This window comes from Paenibacillus sp. FSL R7-0313, assembly GCF_037969885.1.
Taxonomy (GTDB): domain Bacteria; phylum Bacillota; class Bacilli; order Paenibacillales; family Paenibacillaceae; genus Paenibacillus.
This window is the reverse complement of record NZ_CP150219.1, coordinates 1,792,807-1,810,036: the sequence shown is the minus strand read 5'-3', so window position 1 is coordinate 1,810,036 and position 17,230 is coordinate 1,792,807. Positions and strand designations below refer to the sequence as shown.

Sequence of the window (17,230 nt, the reverse complement as noted above, 5' to 3'; positions counted from 1 at the left end):
GTGTGGATCAACAGAATGCACTTCCACTCCATCATCCGAACAACGAACTTATCTCAAAATTTCAGATGCTAACTGCTCACCAACAAGCTGCCCGGATAACGTCACAATCGGGGTTCCGCCGCCTGGATGTGTTGTACCGCCGACGTACCAGAGTCCTTGTACATCTTTACTTCGATTGCCCGGACGCATAAAGGTCTGCTTCACGGAGTTGGACGAGATGCCGTAGATTGAACCTTGATGCGCCAAAGTATCCCGTTCGATATCTCGCGGCGTATACCGGATCAGCACTTCGGATTGATTCAGCCCTGTAATTCCCCGCGCCGCCAATTGTTCCAGTACAAACGCACCGTAACGTTCCGTCTGCTGCTCCCAATTCCACGAATCCGACAAGTAGGGGGCATTGACTAGAATGAATAGGTTACTGGCTCCCGCCGGGGCCATGCCTGCTTCCGAATAACCGGAATAACAGATGTAGATTGTGGGATCAGCAGGCATTTTACGTTCACGGAAAATATGGTCGAACTCCGGTTCATACCGTTCCGGGAAGAACACCGTATGGTGCAGCAATGCATCATATTGTCTTCGCACACCTGCCAGCGTCACAAATCCCGAAATGGAGGGCTCATACTTCCGTATGCGGGCATCGCTCATCTCTTTCCGATGTTCCGGTGCGAGCAGCAGTCGATTCACGCTAAGCACATCGCCATTGGCAACCACCTGGTCGGCTTCCCGGAAACCTTGATCTGTATCCACGCCAGCCACTTTGCCATTCCGAACAACAATCTGCCGGACCTCTGTGCCGGTAATAATTTGTACGCCTTTTTCCTGTGCCAGACGAGTCATTCCTTCGATCAGTTGATAGGTTCCGCCTTTGACTCCATAGATGCCCACCTCTGCTTCCACATGACCCATCATGGCAAAGATAGAAGGCGATTGATACGGCGATGATCCCACATAGGTCGCGTACCGTCCGAACATAGCCAGCGTATGCGGATGCTTGAAATATGAGCGCAGCAACTTATCCAGCTTCACCATTGGCCGCACGCGGAGCAGGCTGCGCAGCATCTGGAGATTGTATTTGTCAGAAGGAGACAGCAGCAACTTACCGAGAAAATGACGATTGGCTTCCGCATACAGTGCAGCAGACTCATCCATAAATGCATCATAACGAGCCGCATCCTCCGGACTGTACGCCGCGATCTGCTCCTTCATCCATCCACGATCACCTGACAAATCTACCACTGCGCCATCTGCGAATATATTACGTGTGCGCGGCTCTAACTCATATAACTGTACGTAATCTTCCATTGCTACACCCGCGTAATCAAACACTGAACGAAAGGTGGATGGCATCGTGATCGTGCTCGGTCCTCGGTCAAAATGATACCCGTCCCGCTCAATCTGCTGCAGCTTGCCACCTACATGTTGCTGTCGTTCCAGAATGGTCACCTGCACACCTTGTGAAGCCAGTCGTATCGCACACGACAGACCTCCGAACCCTGCACCGATTATAATGACGTTACCTCTCAACTGTACCGCCTACCTTTCCATACATACCCCTTGCCGGAGCGGCCTGCCTGCCAGGAAGCGAGTCCGATGGCAATGACACAGGCCATGCTGACCGGTTGCAGAAGGGCGAGCCACCAGGGTTGTCCGCCAGCATGATCCGCTACTCTTTTCACAGCCATACCTAATAAAGTTCCTATCAATCCATACAGAATGAACATCGAACTGCCCGTCATGAGTCCAATAATCAAGCCGAGCGCAGGCACAATATACATCAGTGTATACATCAACATCGTTCCAAGCAGCAGTACGTCTTTGCGTCCCATACCTTCGTACATATTTTTCTTATATCCGTTCCATACTTCTGCCCCGTTCTGATACATGCGGGTATTTGTTACGTCATGCACATCGGTCAACATCACCGGATGGCCCGCACGCTTGACTGCTTTGGCGAGACTCATGTCATCCACCAGATGCGCCTGAATGGCAGCATGACCACCGGAAGCCTCGTAACTGGAGCGATGAATCAGCAAAAAAGCCCCCGTAGCGGCCACAAACATCGGACTGGATGATCTGCGTATCATGAAAATGGGCAGATGACTGATGATGGTGAAGACCATCATGGGCACAACAAGCTTTTCCATCCACGTCTTCGTTACCTGATAAGGAAAACCGGTTACCAGCCCCCCGCTCTGCTCACACCCTGCTGCAAGAGTCTGCCGAATGGCACTTGGCTCCAGACGCACATCCGCATCCACGAACATATACCATTCTCCCTTGGCCTCCTGAACCAGCCTGTGACACGCATGGGATTTACCCATCCAGCCCTCGGGAAGATCGACACCAGGCAGCAAACGCACACGTGTATCGCGATCCGCAATCGCCTGTACCATGGCCGCTGTCTCATCTTCGGAGCGATCATCCAGCACCAGCACTTCCATCCGGAATCCCGATGTCTCGCTCGCTAGTACACTTTCAAGACATCCTTCGATATGTAGTCTTTCATTTCTGGCCGGAATCAGTACCGAGACCAGCAGGTCTGGTGGTTGTATCTTATCTGCCCGGAATGAACGTACTTTGGGCAGACAGGAGACGTTCCATAGAGCGAACAGCAACTGTATGCCCAATATACATGTAAGCACAATCCAGAAGATTTCAGATGCATTCATGCTAACGGTTCACCCGCTTTCGTGCCGCATCGTATTTTTCACTTGTCGAACGTACATGACGAATCAACGGAAGCGCATCTGGCAAACTTCCCTGCCCCATCCGTACAAGTGCTGATCTATGATCGTCTAACTGCTGTTCCAACACATGGCCGAGTCTGGCGGCAATCTCTTCACTCTTCAACGCCTTCCAGTCTTCTAACACAGGCGGGCCTGCCTGCATCGATATTTCCGGTAAATCATGCTGGACCATTCCATGGCACAAGGTTACCGGTACGGCGATGGCATTCGGGGAGCGACGAAGCAGCAATCCGATGCCTGGACGGAACCGAATCGGTCTGGCCTCCTGATGCAGAATTTCTCCTTGTGGAAAAATCCAGACCCTTTTGCCCGAATTCAACAGCTCACTGGTGTACTGTAGAGAGGTCCGAATACCGGACGCACTCTCCTTATTGATCGAATACGCACCCAATTTACGAAAAAAAGCATATTGCTGAAGCTGTTGCTCCTCCATCATCACATAATGATCTCCCCGCGATGTCTGTCTGGCCGCATGATAGAGCAGCAGACCATCCCACCAGGAACTGTGGTTCATGAAATAGATCACCGGACGAGTCGGTTCAATCGGGGAGTTGTCCCTGATGTCCACCTGCGGGTCCAGTGACCCTGTGAGCGTGAAGGAGCGGAAGCGCCGACGTAGCAGATAATAGTGATTGTATAAGGCAAAAATATAATTAAACGGTTTTGATTTTACGGCGCGAATCATAGAGCCAGCTCCCTTCGGCAAGAAGCACACCAGCAATGGCGATGATAAAGCTGCCTGTAATCCCTTCCTTTAGAGCAAGCAGGCCGAACAGAAGAATAAACAGCTGATACAGCCATTTTGCACGCAGCAATGAGCTACGGTCATTAGGCATAGCCGGAAGGAAGAGGGATAGGAATGCACCCATGATAAACCAGCTTATGTAATTGGTCCACGGAACACCGTAGAATCCACCTGGGGCTTGCCACTCCCAGAATCCTCTTGCATGCGCAACAGGGTCGAGTACAAGATCAAGAACAATCGCCCAGAACCCGGTCTTCACTGCTCGAAGCAGTTTGCCAGTCCATGTTGAACCACCACCACTTAACAGCGCCGAGTTACCAACCACTGCGATCCAGGCAAAACCCAGCGTAACTGGCACACTGAACATATGAATCCCAAAGAAGTCTGAGTAAGCATACTCACCAAAAGGCCAGTGCGTATGCACTCCTATCCACTCTACGCCCATACCTCCAAGCCAGATGATCACAGAGGATATCCAGAGTCCGGGTTTCAGCCAGATGACTGACTGGTCGGACAGACCTGTCCGATTACGCCCTTGGTAGATCAGATCCAGCACATACAATGCATAGAAGATTAGAAATAAACCATTTGAAAAAGACAATACGTCAGGCACACCGATCGTTAGCATCAAGGTTGCTCCAATGACATACCACGCCCAGTAAAGCCACTGGATCATCAGGATACCGCCGTTCGGGAGGCTTGATAGGCCAGCATCGGGTAACGTTTCACAATCGCACCCAGCATCTCCAGTTTCAATTCATCGCTAACATATGCCCGTTTGGTATATACGTCATAGTCGTTGCGTTCAACCGCGTGTAGAATGGTGGAGTAAAAGGCTGCTGCCAGCTCGATGGAAAACGCACTTTCCGTTGGGTACGTATCCAGACGATCCATGCCAATACGGAACCAGTTCAATGCTGCAGCTTTTAATTCATGAACAATGGCAATAAAGCGTTCGTCCACGACCCCCTCTTCAAAGTCCTGCTCGGTGTAACCATGCTTCTCCATGATCTCCAGCGGAACATACCGGCGTACTCTGGCCCGATCTTCACCAACATCCCGAATAATATTAACGATCTGCATCCCTTTACCCAAAGCAATCCCGTTCATGGCTACTTCCGCGCCGTTATCATCCCGCAATACAGGCAACAACATCTCGCCTACGGTTCCGGCTACCAGATAACAATAATGCTCCAGTTCCTGCATCGTTGCATAATGCGTTACTTTAAGATCTGTGAGCTGCCCTTCCATCTGACGGAAAAATGGCCCCTTATCGAGATGAGGAAAACTGCTGAACAACCATCTCAGTGCTGGCCAGATAAAGTGTCCTTCCGCGTCGTCTAGCCGATCAAACAAGTCATGGATCTCGTGAATCGTATAAGGCGAATGTTCCGGCTCGTCTACACTGTCATCAATCATGCGGCAGAAGGCATAAATGACATATACCGCTTCCCGACGTGGACTAGGCAGCCCTCTAAAAGCCTGATAAAAAGAGGAAGAACCCTTTTGCATCAACTCTTCACACCTGCTCAAAATCGCTTCATTCATGTTCCCATCTCCTTCATGAGTTGATTGACGGCCATCCGTGCACTCTGCATTACAATCGGCACTCCGCCACCTGGATGTACAGATGCTCCTGCGGCATATAATCCCTTTATATTAGGGAATGGTTTGGGCTGCGGTCGGTATACACCGGACTGGAACAATACAGGTGCTATACCAAAGCTACCGCCCCCATAGAGCCCGTCTCGCTCTGCGTCAGCGGGTGTACGTACCTTTTTCCACTTGATCGCTGCACGAAGTCCAGGGAATCCCCGTTGCTCCGCTTCGTCCAGTACCCGTTCTGCCAATGCTTCACTCTCCTGATCCCAGTCGACACCTTCAGCATCTGGTACGGGAATGAGGAAATATAATACACTCTGTCCTTGAGGCGCTGCAGTTTCATCCAATGCGACCGGATTAAATACGTAAAATGAGGACTTTGCCGGAATGCGTCGCTGATTGAACACTTCCTGTAAACTGCCTTCAAGACTCGGTGGCAGGAAGAACTGGTGTGTTGTTGCATCTTCCCAGGTTTTGTCCACGCCCACATAGAGCAATACACATCCGGAAGAGGGACGATACGGTTTTCTTTTACGTGCTACCTCTGGTGATTGTCCAAGCAAACCTGATAGATGGGGGAAATCACCATTGTAGATAACTGCATCCACATTTTCTGCGCCTGCTGCCGTTTCTATACCTTCACACACACCATTTTTAATCGTGAGCCCGGTAACTTCCGCATTCAGCACGACACGCCCACCACGTGATATCAGTTCCTGTTCCAGAATAGCCGGCAATGCTGCATATCCACCTTTGACCATCCAGATACCATATTCATGCTCTGCGTAAGGCAAAAGGGAATAGATGCCAGGGGTCCCGAACGGTGATCCACCGATATACAGACTTTGCAGTGAGTATGCATCGAGCAATTCCTCGTGCTGAAAATAATCGCCTACCGCTTTCCGGACACTTTTGTGTGCGCGCAATCTGCCCATGAGTGACATGAGAGATGGTGTGAAGAAATCCCTTTTGCGCGGAAAAGCCCTTTCCAGGAACGCTGCCCGGCCTGCCGGAAACAACGTGTCCATATCTTTCATGAATCGTGTGAATCCCCGGCTCTCTCCCGGGAACAAACGCTCAATCTCCGCCGTCTGCTCTTCACGTGACGTCATCTTGGTCATGACACGACCACTGTGGTAATGCACTCTGTATAACGGATCACAGCGAAGTAACTCAATCTTCGAACGATCTACGCCTGCTTCCTCAAGTATGCCAAGTAACATCTCTGGCAGCAGCACGATGGTTGGCCCCTGATCGATCCGGTACTCCCCTTCCTGCTCATATCCAATGCGTCCGCCAACGCGGGAACCCCGTTCATACACGGTGACATCCCATCCCTGACGGTTCAATAACAATGCAGAAGTAAGTCCACCAATCCCTGCCCCTACAATAGCGGCCCGCTTCATGAATGCCCTCCGGCTTCTGCCGTCTTCACGTACGAGGATGGTTTGGAGCTTCTGCGCGCGTCCTCTTCCTGAATCAGTCTGACACTGATTCGTGCCGACTCAAAGATCGTTGGCAACCCGCTGCCCGGATGTGTTCCGCCGCCTACCAGCCATACACTTTTCAACTCTTCAAACTGGTTATGGGGACGCAGATACATCATCTGACCCAAATTATGAGCCATATTAAACGTTGCTCCGCGATACACATCCAGTTCATTTTCCCAATCGAGTGGAGTGAACAGCATACATTCTTCAATGCGGCTGCGAATGTCTGCCAGCTCAGGAATGCCCTCCATGCGTTTCATCATGGCCTCCTGCACATTCTCACGTTCTGCTTCCCAATCGATGTCTGCGGTAAGGTTAGGCGTAGGCATGAGAACATATAAAGCGGATTTCCCTTCTGGTGCCAGCGTCGAATCGAGTCTGGAAGGGTTATGAATATATAGAGATGGATCGGCTGACAACATTTTGTGCTTTGTAATCTCATCAACGTTCAACCGGTAGTCCTCTGGAAAATAGATCGAGTGATGCGGCAGGTCCACATCACCATCCACGCCCAGATACAGCATTGCTGTAGAGCAGGAATACTTTTTGCGTTTCATTTTCTCCGGGGTATATTTCTTAAGAACACCCGGTTCGAAGAGATGATTCACCGCATGTGCAAAGTCGGCGTTCACCACCACATGGTCCGCTTCGATGCGTTCACCGTTCTCAAGCAACACACCTTCTGCACGACCATTGCGAACGATGACCTGTTTCACCGGGGTGGAAGTATGTATTCGTCCTCCGTATTCTTCCACGACATCGGCCATGGCTTGGAAGATCCGATTCACACCGCCAATGGGGTGGAACAATCCGTAGTGGTGCTCAATGAACGATAGTATGGTAAAGGTTCCCGGACAATCCCAGGCAGACATGCCAAGGTACTTGGATTGGAATGTAAATGCCCAGCGTAGACGCTCATCTGTAAAATAGCGGGACAAGATTCCGTAGACCGTATTATGGACATCAAGCTTGGGTAGAGCTGTTACCGCATCTTTGCGCAAATAGTCAGTCAGCTTGCCAAAAGGACGGCGGAGCAAAGGCATGACTTTGCCAAATTTCACTTCTTCTTCTTGCATGAACCGAAGGTAATTGTCCTCATTGCCCGGAAACAATTCCTTAATCTGTGCAGCTGTATCTTCCCGATTACGTGAAGGCGTGAACACCTTATCACCAAAGTTCAGTGCGTACAGTGGGGTTAGCTCTTTCATATGCACATAATCTGATAACTTGCGTCCCACCACGTCGAACATCTCTTCAATCAGCTGAGGCATCATCAAAAATGTAGCACCCCGGTCGAATCGATATTCACCCAGTTCCAATCTGGCAGAACGCCCCCCGATGACTGGCTGTTTCTCATACACATCTACCTCGTACCCCTGACCGGACAATAACATCGCTGCTGCAAGTCCACCTGGACCTGCGCCAATGACAGCTGCACGTTTGCGTTGTTGATTCGGTATCATGCCACTCACCTTTCTATGTAGGGAATTCCTATAGTTCTCTAGCCCCTAACCTATTATTAAACCGCCCAAGAACACTTTAAGCGGTAACTAGCAAAAACATTATACAAATATAATACAAATATTATACGGCCTTGTAAACCAAAAAATGACTCACTGGTCAAAATACGTGGATACTCCATTTATCAACGCAAAAAAACATCCCTTGATCACTTCGTCAAAGGATGTCCTGTATTCACTAACCTATTCATATCATTTGAGATTATGTTTAATTATTGGCCTGTCCGAACCTTGTACCGGGTGATCGCTCGGAGAGATACTCACGCTCCATCCACGATTGCCAGTCCGCAGAACTCTCCGGCATAATCCATTGCGGATAACGCGCATGCTCTGCACGCTCATAGCCTTTACCTCCCAGTACAAAGCGAATATGCGGGAACTCGTTCATGATCCGCTCGACGAGCTGATCACATTTTTCAAGAAGTCCTGGACTTGTGATCGACAGGCAGACCAACTTGATCTTTTGCTCCCGGATAATCGGGAAGATGCCTTCCTCTGGCGTGTTGGCACCGAGATATAGTACTTCCGCTCCATTTTTACGCATAAAGAGAGAGAACAGCAGCAACCCGACCTGATGATGCTCCCCTTCCGGACACAACGCCAGAACTTTGGGCAGATGCGGATAGATCGGGAACAGATGGAAAAACTGATAAAACCGCTGTGATATCAGCTGTGTCATGAAGTGTTCCTGAGCCACCGAAGCCCTGCCTTGCTCCCATGCATCTCCAACCCGAACCAGAATGGGCACCAACACATGATAGAACATCGAGTCATACCCATACATGGTGAAACCAAAATCAATCAAACCATTGGCACGTTCACCCTGAAAGTTGTAGAGCGAGTCATAGATCTGATCTGCCATGCGTGCGTAGGCTTCTTCCATCGTAGGCACCGGAGCCATGATCGGCGTGGGCACAGCCTCGGGCGGATTTAATTTGTTTACTTTCAACATCCGTACCGCTTCCGAAATATTGGTCTGATGCAGCTCAACTTGTTCTTTCAACCAGCGCAGATCCGCAACATTCTCTTCGGTATACATTCGATAACCCGATTCCGTCCGCTCAGGGGTGACCGCACTATACCGATTCTCCCAAGCCCGGAGAGTTACCGTCGGGATACCGAGCATGGCAGCGACTTGTTTGATGGAATACACCTTATTACCCACTTTCTTTCCTAAATGTCCAGATTTCAAAGGTTATATCATTGGTTCCCCGTCCTTGTCAGGCATATGAAAACCCTAACATTCTACAAAAATAATACACTCATTATACACAACGCTCAGACACCTGTCGATTGCATCCTGCCAATTTTGCCATATGCATTTTACCGCTACATTCGTTATGCTAGCGGGTTCTCCTGCGTCAACGTTATCATCCGTGTGGTAATAGAAGTCAGCAAGTACAGAAGGGGGAGTCCACCGTTGGTCTCATTACGCCGTCATTCATCAGACCGCAAATCTTCACGCGGCAAATTTCCATACATACGAACAGGAATCGTCCTATTGGTCCTATGGCTCATCGCCGTCATGCTCTATCAAACCTACAAACCATTACCAGCGGGCATTTCCTACGAAAGTCCGGAGTATCGTGTGGATCAAGTCGAGTTCCTGCATGACCTCACTTATCCTTCCTCCGACGGACAGATGGAGCACGAACAGCAGATTTTCCAGCGCATGATGCAAATTGTGGAGGAAGCAGAGCAGTTTGTCCTGGTGGATATGTTCCTGTTCAATAATTATCAGCACAAGGGACAGAACTTTCCTCCCGTGAGTACTGAATTCACCGAGGCTCTGGTCGCCAAAAAAAATCAGCATCCTGATATGGATATCTGGTTCATTACAGATGAAGTAAATACCAACTATAACTCAGCACCCAATCCGTTACTGGAACAAATGAAACAAGCAGGCATTCATGTGGTCATCACGGATGTGGACCCTTTGCGTGATTCAACTCCAGTATACTCTGCGGTCTGGCGGACCTTCTTCCAATGGTTCGGCCAATCCGGAGATGGCTGGATCAAAAACCTGATGGCGACGGATGGTCCAGATGTAACTGTACGTTCCTATCTCAAGCTGCTCAATGTGAAAGCCAATCATCGCAAAGTTGTTGTTAGTGAAAAGAAGGCGATTGTCTCTTCTGGCAATATTCATGATGCGAGTGCCTACCACTCAAATATTGCATTTGAAGTAACAGGTCCAATCATTGGCGATATTCTTCAGTCAGAGCAAGCTGTTCTCGACATCTCAGGCGGAGGCCAGGTTCCTGCCTACACAGCTCCTCCCACGGATTCGAAAACGGGAGATTTGCGAGTCCGCTATTTAACTGAAGGCAAAGTGAATGACGCTGTACTCCATGAGATCAATCAGGCTGGCAAAGGTGACACCTTATGGATGGGCATGTTCTATGTGGCCTCTCCGAAAGTATTGGAAGCCCTGCTGGAATCCGCAAAACGAGGAACCGAGATCCGGCTTGTACTGGATCCAAATGAAAATGCCTTTGGTCAGGAAAAGATCGGCATTCCGAACCGTCCTGTCGCTGCTGAATTGCATGATAAATCCGACGGTAAAATTCAGATACGCTGGTATAACACCACCAAGGAGCAATACCATACCAAGATGATCTATATTGCCAAAGCAACCGGAGATCATATTGTCCTCGGGGGTTCAACCAATTTCACCCCCCGAAACATGAATGACTACAATCTGGAGAATGATCTATGGGTTGCTGCACCTCCAGACAATAAGTTCACGCTTGATATCGCGAATTATTTCGAGCGTATTTGGAATAATGATGATGCGGAGTTTACGTTAGACCTGGATGAGTTTCAGGAGAAGACTACGTTTTTGAAAGGTATCCTATATAAGCTGCAACTGATTCTGGGTCTTACGACCTTTTGATCAGAAACCACATCCATACCTGTTATATCCGCCTGTACTCTACTGTGCAGGCGGATATTTTCATCTTGACAGGCGATGTGAAGTGTGAAAATATAATTACCTAACGACCGTTAGGAAGGTGATTGAATGACTGCTCAATCCATTCGGGATGCAGCCCTGTTCCATTTTGCGAGAGATGGCTATGAGGGGGCTTCTCTGAGAGCTATTGCTGATGAAGTCGGGATTAAAAAACCGTCCATATATGCACATTTTAGCTGCAAGGATGACTTGTTTTTACACACACTGGCCTTTGCTTTTCACGAGGTAAAACGGCACACACTGGAATATTTCCGTGATCATGCGGATCTGCCATTGGAGCAGAGGCTGAAAGGCTTGTTGATCTGGTTCGAACAAGAATACAATGCCCATGCTTCGGCTCGTTTGATGTTGCGCAATTGTTTTTACCCACCACTTTCTCTGTATAGCGAAGTGATGGATCAGGTGTATCCGTTTATCGATGGCATGGAACGTGCTCTGAATCGTCTGCTGCAACGGGCAATGCGTAATGGAGATATACCGCCCCTTCCGGCGGAACAGGCTGCCATTGCATTTATGACGTTCCTCGACGGCATTACCGTGGAAATTATCTATGGAAGCTCACGTCGGTACAAGAGACGGTTGGAAGCATCCTGGCCTGTCTTTTGGCATGGCATTCATCATTTGAACGAAGAGGCACAACACGTTGTGCCGGAAGGAGATTTAACAACATGAACCGCAACTGGTTATATGTATTTATCGGTGGAATTATTGAGATTGTCTGGGTAAGCGGGCTGAAACATGCCTCGAATGCCTGGGAGTGGACTTTAACGGGGATTGCCATCGTGATCAGCTTTGGACTGATCATTGCCGCTTCCAAAAGGTTGCCTGTAGGTACGGTGTATGCCGTCTTTACGGGAATTGGTACGGCGGGTACCGTCCTTACGGAAATGGTACTGTTTGGTGAGCCATTCCGCTTGGCCAAAGTATTACTCATCGGGCTGCTGCTCTGCGGCGTAATCGGACTGAAGCTGGTTACGGATCAGCAAGAAGCCAAAGGAGGTGCAGTATAATGGCTTGGATGGCAATTGTAGGTGCAGGGATATGTGAAATTTTCGGCGTAATCGGTATTAATGGTGCTTCCACCAAGAAAGGATGGCCATACATCGTACTTATGCTGGTGTCGTTTGTGTTCAGCTTCTCGCTGTTGTCCTACGCCATGACGTCCATTCCCGTGGGCACAGCGTATGCCGTGTGGACAGGGATCGGGACTGTCGGCAGTACGTTAACAGGCATGTTCCTGTTCGGTGAACGGAAAGAAGCGAAACGTATCCTGTTTATCGCAATGATTTTGGTGGCAGCCGTTGGTCTGAAACTGATCACATAACGGAACAACTGAATTACACTCTATATCTCCGTTGGTTCTGCAATCTCCGTTATCGTGTAATTCTGAGCTTCCATTATGATATCTAGTAAATTTTAGCAATAAAGTTAGACGACTTCGATCAAGAAGTCGTCTTTTTGGGGTTATAATAGAAATAGGAAACCTCTCTATACTTTTCTACGTAAGAAAGGAAGTCGTAATTATGAAAAAATTATTGGCACGCATGGGCTCTTATACAGGGTATACCCTTCTGATCGGCATGGCCATCTTCTATCTCATCGCTCTGGTCGCCATTATTATACTCGCCTTGTACGCCTTTGCCGGGTAAACTAACTTATCCATTCTTGATACCTTATCCATAACGTACATACAAGCTACACCTTGTTACTTGCCGTCTCTACTTCCATTTGATCAACCTCTTTTCTCCGCTCTAATTTTCCAATTTACTCCCATTTGAATTCCTTCAACCAGATCGTTTATACTAAGTTTGACCCTAGAGTCAATTCAAGAACTCATAAGTTCCCTGATGAGGTGAAAGTATCGTTAATGAACCCTATACATGAGATGAATGAGAAGAAAAAACTCATCATTACTACAGCACTCAAGCTATTCTCGGAAAAAGGCAGTGCCGCAACCTCCATGCAGGAGATTGCAGAGATATGCGGGATGTCTAAGGGAAGCCTTTACCTTATATTCAAATCCAAAGAGGAATTGGAAGACAGCACGATGGAGTACTGCTTATTTACACTCATAGACGAACTATCCCAGATCGAACATGAAGCTGACCTTACTCCGAGAGAACGTTCACACAAACAGATTGAGACACTGCTGGGCCATGTGTCCGAGCTAAAGGAATTTTTGCGTGTACAGATGCAAAGCATGATGATGAATGATGAGCCACATCGCAAGGAAAAATGCAGCCCGCAGCATAAAGATCTGGAGATCCTTACCCTACACGGTTTCAAGGACAAACTGGAAGATATGTACGGACCGGAGATTGAACCCTATACGATAGATCTTATTTTGCTCATACAGGGTATGTTCCTCTCCTACGTTAAGATCTGGTTTACCGAAATGCCTTCCCTTACCGTCTCCAAAATGGCAACCAATATGCTGCAAATGATTGATTATGCAGCTTACGGATTGCTCGATCAGCGCCCTGCGCCTTTGATTTTGTTGGAAGACTGGCCCGCATGGAATAGTGATCCAAACACAGACTCCACTGTGATGCGTCATCCCATTCACATCATCAAGCAAATGCAGGATATCGCTGGTTCCGAATTGCCCGCAGGGCAAACAAAGAATGATGTGCTCGAAACTATCGCCATTCTCAGACAGGAGATGATGGAATTCACGCCTCGGCGTGCCATCATTATCGGCATGATGCACAATTTGGAGAGCGTATCTGCCATCAAACCTTTGCACTCTGAGCTTAAGCACAGTCTGGATGCCAAGTATAGCCGGTTTATCCAGGCTGACTCGTCACACATATAAACAGGAGAAACAGAGAGGAGAAGAAACCATCGTATGAAAGGTATTATTAATTTTTCACTGAACAACAAGTTTGCGATCTGGATTCTGACGATTATCATCTCTTTTGCAGGTTTGTACAGCGGATTGACGATGAAACAAGAGACAATCCCGAACATCAACGTACCGTTTCTGAATGTCACTGCCATTGATCCGGGGGCTGCACCGGAGGGGATTGTTGAGGATGTCACGAAGCCTCTCGAAGTAAAACTACGTAATGTAGATGGCGTGAAGACAGTCACCTCCACTTCCATGGAAAATGCAGCATCGATCACACTTGAATTTGATTATGGAACAGATCTGACCAACGCAACTGCAACCGTTCGTGAGGCACTGAATGAAGTACAACTGCCTGACAGTGTGCAGAAGCCGACCATTTCCAAGTTCAGCATTAACTCTTTCCCGGTTGTATCTCTGAGCTTGTCCGACAAGGACGGCGGTGACCTGGAACAATTGACACGACTGGTTGAATCGGATATTCAGCCTGCACTCGAAGATATTGACGGTGTAGCTCAGGTTCAGGTGTCCGGTCAATATGTGAAAGAAGTTCAATTGAAGTTTGATCAAGCCAAAATGGCCGAGCTGGGCCTGACCGAAGATACGGTAAACGGCATCGTTCAAGGTTCATCCATTCGTGTGCCCCTTGGACTGTTTGAACTGGATAAATCCCAGAAGGCCGTTGTTGTAGATGGAAACATCGTCGACATCGATGATCTGAAAAACCTTGCCATTCCAGTCGTACCCGGCGGTGCTGGCGCTTCTGCAGGTAATGGTGCAAGCGCAGCCCCACAAGGCTCTGGAGCACCAACTGGTGAAGCTGGTCAAGGTACCGCTCCAAGTGCTTCACAAGGAACGGACCAGACTGCAGGCCAGGCTGCTGGCGGTAATGCCGGCGTGGGTAGTCCTTCGGGCGCTGCCAACGCAGCTGGTATCCCTACAGTGAAATTAAGTGAAATTGCCAAGATCGAAGTCATCGGTCAAGCGGAATCCATTTCCCGGACAGATGGCAAAGAATCGATCGGTATTTCCGTTGTAAAATCCAACGATGCCAACACGGTTGATGTCGTTAACGCAGTCAAAGATAAAGCGGAAGAGTTGCAATCGCAGTTCAAAAATGCTGATTTGACTGTACTGCTCGACCAAGGTAAGCCGATTCAGGACTCGGTGAACACGATGCTGGGCAAAGCCGTTTTTGGCGCCTTGTTTGCCATCCTGATCATCCTGCTCTTCCTGCGTAATATTCGTTCAACCATTATCTCCATTATCTCGATCCCGCTCTCCTTGCTCATGGCATTGACTGCGCTCAATATGATGGATATCACCTTGAACATGATGACGCTGGGTGCCATGACGGTTGCCATCGGACGGGTTGTCGATGACTCCATCGTTGTTATCGAGAACATCTACCGCAGATTAACACTCAAAGGCGAGAGATTGAAAGGCCGTGAACTGGTCCGCGAAGCAACTCGCGAGATGTTCATTCCAATTCTTTCTTCCACCATCGTAACAATTGCGGTATTCCTGCCACTGGCATTGGTAAGCGGTATGGTTGGTGAGTTATTCACGCCATTTGCACTGACCATGGTATTTGCTTTGCTGGCATCCCTGATCGTTGCCATTACCATTGTGCCGATGCTTGCGCATACCCTGTTCCGTAAAGGGTTGAAGAATAAGCAGAATCATGAAGAAAAACCAGGCAAAATGGCGGAAGGTTACAAACGCCTGCTGAACTGGACACTGTCTCACAAACTCATCACGGTCAGTATTGCAGTGATCCTGCTGGTCGGCAGTTTGTTCCTGTACCCGTTCATCGGTGCAAGCTTCTTGCCGGAACAACAAGATAAATATGTGACCATTACGTACAGCCCACAAACAGGAGCTTTGCGTGAAGATGTAGAAAAAGAAGCACTTGTTGCCGAGAAGTGGTTGCTGGAACAACCAGGACTTGAGAAAATGCAATATTCCATCGGCGGAAGTAATCCACTGAGCAGTATGGGTGGCGGTGGTTCCAACTCGGCTCTATTCTATATTGAATATAACGAAGATACGAAAGACTTTACTCAAGTGAAGGAACAGCTTGTAGAAGGTCTGAAGAAGGAAGTTAGCGTAGGAACCTGGAGTGAGCTTGATATGTCCGGGGGTCTGGGTGGCAGTGGCTTGAGCCTGTCCATCTATGGCGATAATGTAGAGCAACTCAAACCTGTATCGGATGAAATTCTGAAACTGGTTGAAGCGGATAAGGATAATTTTGAAAAAGCAGATACAACACTTGCTGACACCTACGGGCAGTACACGCTCGTGGCAGATCAAGAGAAATTAAGCTCCCTGGGTCTGACTGCAGGCCAACTGGCTATGGCACTGAGCCCGGCACGGGAACGTCCTGTGCTCACGGAAGTTGATATCGATAATAAAACGTATAAAGTATATGTAGAGACAGACGATAAAACATTCAGCAGTATTGATGAGATTGAGGATGAAACCGTCACTTCACCGCTTGGCATCCAAGTTCCGATCAAAGATGTTGCCAAAGTGGAAGAAGGTACGTCCCCGAACTCCATCATGCAAATTGATGGTAAGGTTGTTGTGCAAGTTACAGCCAACATCTTGGCTTCGGATGTAACGAAAGCCTCGAGTAACTTACAGGCTGAGATCGACAAGTTGGATCTGCCTGATGGCGTTGAAGTGAAGTTCGGTGGTACAACCGAACAGATTAATGATACATTCACTCAACTGGGTCTCGCCATGCTGGCAGCCATCGCCATTGTATACTTCGTGCTCGTTGTTACATTCGGCGGCGGATTGGCACCATTCGCAATCCTATTCTCCCTGCCATTTACGGTTATTGGTATTATGGTAGGTCTGTTCATCGCTGGTGGTACGCTTGACGTCTCCGCCATGATGGGTGGACTGATGCTCATCGGTATCGTGGTAACCAACGCCATCGTGTTGATCGACCGTGTTATTCACAAGGAAAAAGAGGGTATGCCTACCCGCGAAGCCTTGCTGGAAGCCGGTGCAACTCGTCTGCGTCCAATTCTGATGACCGCTCTCGCAACCATCGGTGCCCTGTTGCCACTGGTAACGGGTCTCGAAGAAAGTGCGGGTATCATATCCAAAGGATTGGGAATTACCGTAATCGGCGGTCTGATCAGCTCCACGCTGCTCACGCTGGTTATCGTACCAATTGTGTATGAGTTCCTGATGAAATTTAAAAAGAAAAAAATCGAAGATTAAGAAGTCGTTGATCGTGCTCATGTAAAGATTTGAGTACAACTTAACTACAGGCTGTACGCTC

At 48.6% G+C, this 17,230-nt stretch carries 15 protein-coding genes; 7 read left to right on the top strand and 8 right to left on the bottom strand.

Annotation, left to right across the window (positions count from 1 at the left end):
• Window positions 1-48: 48 nt before the first annotated feature.
• From crtI (NSQ38_RS07935) to NSQ38_RS07900, 8 genes are all read right to left on the bottom strand, one after another.
• Window positions 49-1,530 (bottom strand): phytoene desaturase family protein, encoded by a 1,482-nt coding sequence (gene crtI / locus NSQ38_RS07935; RefSeq protein WP_339788440.1) that lies wholly within the window; start codon window positions 1,528-1,530, stop codon window positions 49-51.
• A complete protein-coding gene (locus NSQ38_RS07930; protein ID WP_339788439.1) occupies window positions 1,527-2,675 on the bottom strand; it encodes a glycosyltransferase family 2 protein in 1,149 nt (382 codons plus the stop codon). Before NSQ38_RS07930 ends, crtI (NSQ38_RS07935) begins: the two co-directional genes overlap by 4 nt.
• Window position 2,676: 1 nt before the next feature.
• The gene (locus NSQ38_RS07925) at window positions 2,677-3,438 is read right to left on the bottom strand and encodes a lysophospholipid acyltransferase family protein (RefSeq protein ID WP_338588739.1); all 762 of its coding nucleotides are present in this window, start codon (window positions 3,436-3,438) and stop codon (window positions 2,677-2,679) included.
• Window positions 3,407-4,174 carry a carotenoid biosynthesis protein gene (locus tag NSQ38_RS07920; protein ID WP_339788437.1) on the bottom strand — a complete coding sequence of 256 codons (768 nt, stop codon included), beginning with the start codon at window positions 4,172-4,174 and terminating at the stop codon, window positions 3,407-3,409. The genes NSQ38_RS07925 and NSQ38_RS07920 overlap by 32 nt, the downstream gene beginning before the upstream one ends.
• Window positions 4,174-5,046 (bottom strand): phytoene/squalene synthase family protein, encoded by an 873-nt coding sequence (locus NSQ38_RS07915; protein ID WP_339788434.1) that lies wholly within the window; start codon window positions 5,044-5,046, stop codon window positions 4,174-4,176. Before NSQ38_RS07915 ends, NSQ38_RS07920 begins: the two co-directional genes overlap by 1 nt.
• A complete protein-coding gene (gene crtI / locus NSQ38_RS07910) occupies window positions 5,043-6,506 on the bottom strand; it encodes a phytoene desaturase family protein (protein WP_339788432.1) in 1,464 nt (487 codons plus the stop codon). Before crtI (NSQ38_RS07910) ends, NSQ38_RS07915 begins: the two co-directional genes overlap by 4 nt.
• A complete protein-coding gene (gene crtI, locus NSQ38_RS07905) occupies window positions 6,503-8,053 on the bottom strand; it encodes a phytoene desaturase family protein (protein WP_338588747.1) in 1,551 nt (516 codons plus the stop codon). Before crtI (NSQ38_RS07905) ends, crtI (NSQ38_RS07910) begins: the two co-directional genes overlap by 4 nt.
• Before the next feature lie 265 nt (window positions 8,054-8,318).
• A complete protein-coding gene (locus NSQ38_RS07900; RefSeq protein ID WP_339788430.1) occupies window positions 8,319-9,263 on the bottom strand; it encodes a MerR family transcriptional regulator in 945 nt (314 codons plus the stop codon).
• Window positions 9,264-9,530: 267 nt separating this feature from the next.
• Here NSQ38_RS07900 and NSQ38_RS07895 point away from each other — a divergent pair, with 267 nt between their 5' ends.
• From NSQ38_RS07895 to NSQ38_RS07865, 7 genes are all read left to right on the top strand, one after another.
• Complete coding sequence (locus tag NSQ38_RS07895; protein WP_339788428.1) at window positions 9,531-11,006, top strand: phospholipase D family protein; 1,476 nt, start codon at window positions 9,531-9,533, stop codon at window positions 11,004-11,006.
• Between the two features lie 126 nt (window positions 11,007-11,132).
• A complete protein-coding gene (locus NSQ38_RS07890) occupies window positions 11,133-11,756 on the top strand; it encodes a TetR/AcrR family transcriptional regulator (RefSeq protein ID WP_339788425.1) in 624 nt (207 codons plus the stop codon).
• Window positions 11,753-12,094, top strand: coding sequence for a multidrug efflux SMR transporter (locus NSQ38_RS07885; RefSeq protein ID WP_017691902.1), 342 nt, complete (start codon window positions 11,753-11,755; stop codon window positions 12,092-12,094). The genes NSQ38_RS07890 and NSQ38_RS07885 overlap by 4 nt, the downstream gene beginning before the upstream one ends.
• A complete protein-coding gene (locus tag NSQ38_RS07880) occupies window positions 12,094-12,408 on the top strand; it encodes a multidrug efflux SMR transporter (RefSeq protein WP_339788423.1) in 315 nt (104 codons plus the stop codon). The genes NSQ38_RS07885 and NSQ38_RS07880 overlap by 1 nt, the downstream gene beginning before the upstream one ends.
• 199 nt (window positions 12,409-12,607) lie before the next feature.
• A complete protein-coding gene (locus NSQ38_RS07875; protein ID WP_339788421.1) occupies window positions 12,608-12,733 on the top strand; it encodes a hypothetical protein in 126 nt (41 codons plus the stop codon).
• A gap of 218 nt (window positions 12,734-12,951) precedes the next feature.
• Complete coding sequence (locus NSQ38_RS07870; protein WP_339788418.1) at window positions 12,952-13,899, top strand: TetR/AcrR family transcriptional regulator; 948 nt, start codon at window positions 12,952-12,954, stop codon at window positions 13,897-13,899.
• Between the two features lie 33 nt (window positions 13,900-13,932).
• Window positions 13,933-17,169 (top strand): efflux RND transporter permease subunit, encoded by a 3,237-nt coding sequence (locus NSQ38_RS07865; RefSeq protein ID WP_339788415.1) that lies wholly within the window; start codon window positions 13,933-13,935, stop codon window positions 17,167-17,169.
• Window positions 17,170-17,230 lie beyond the last annotated feature (61 nt).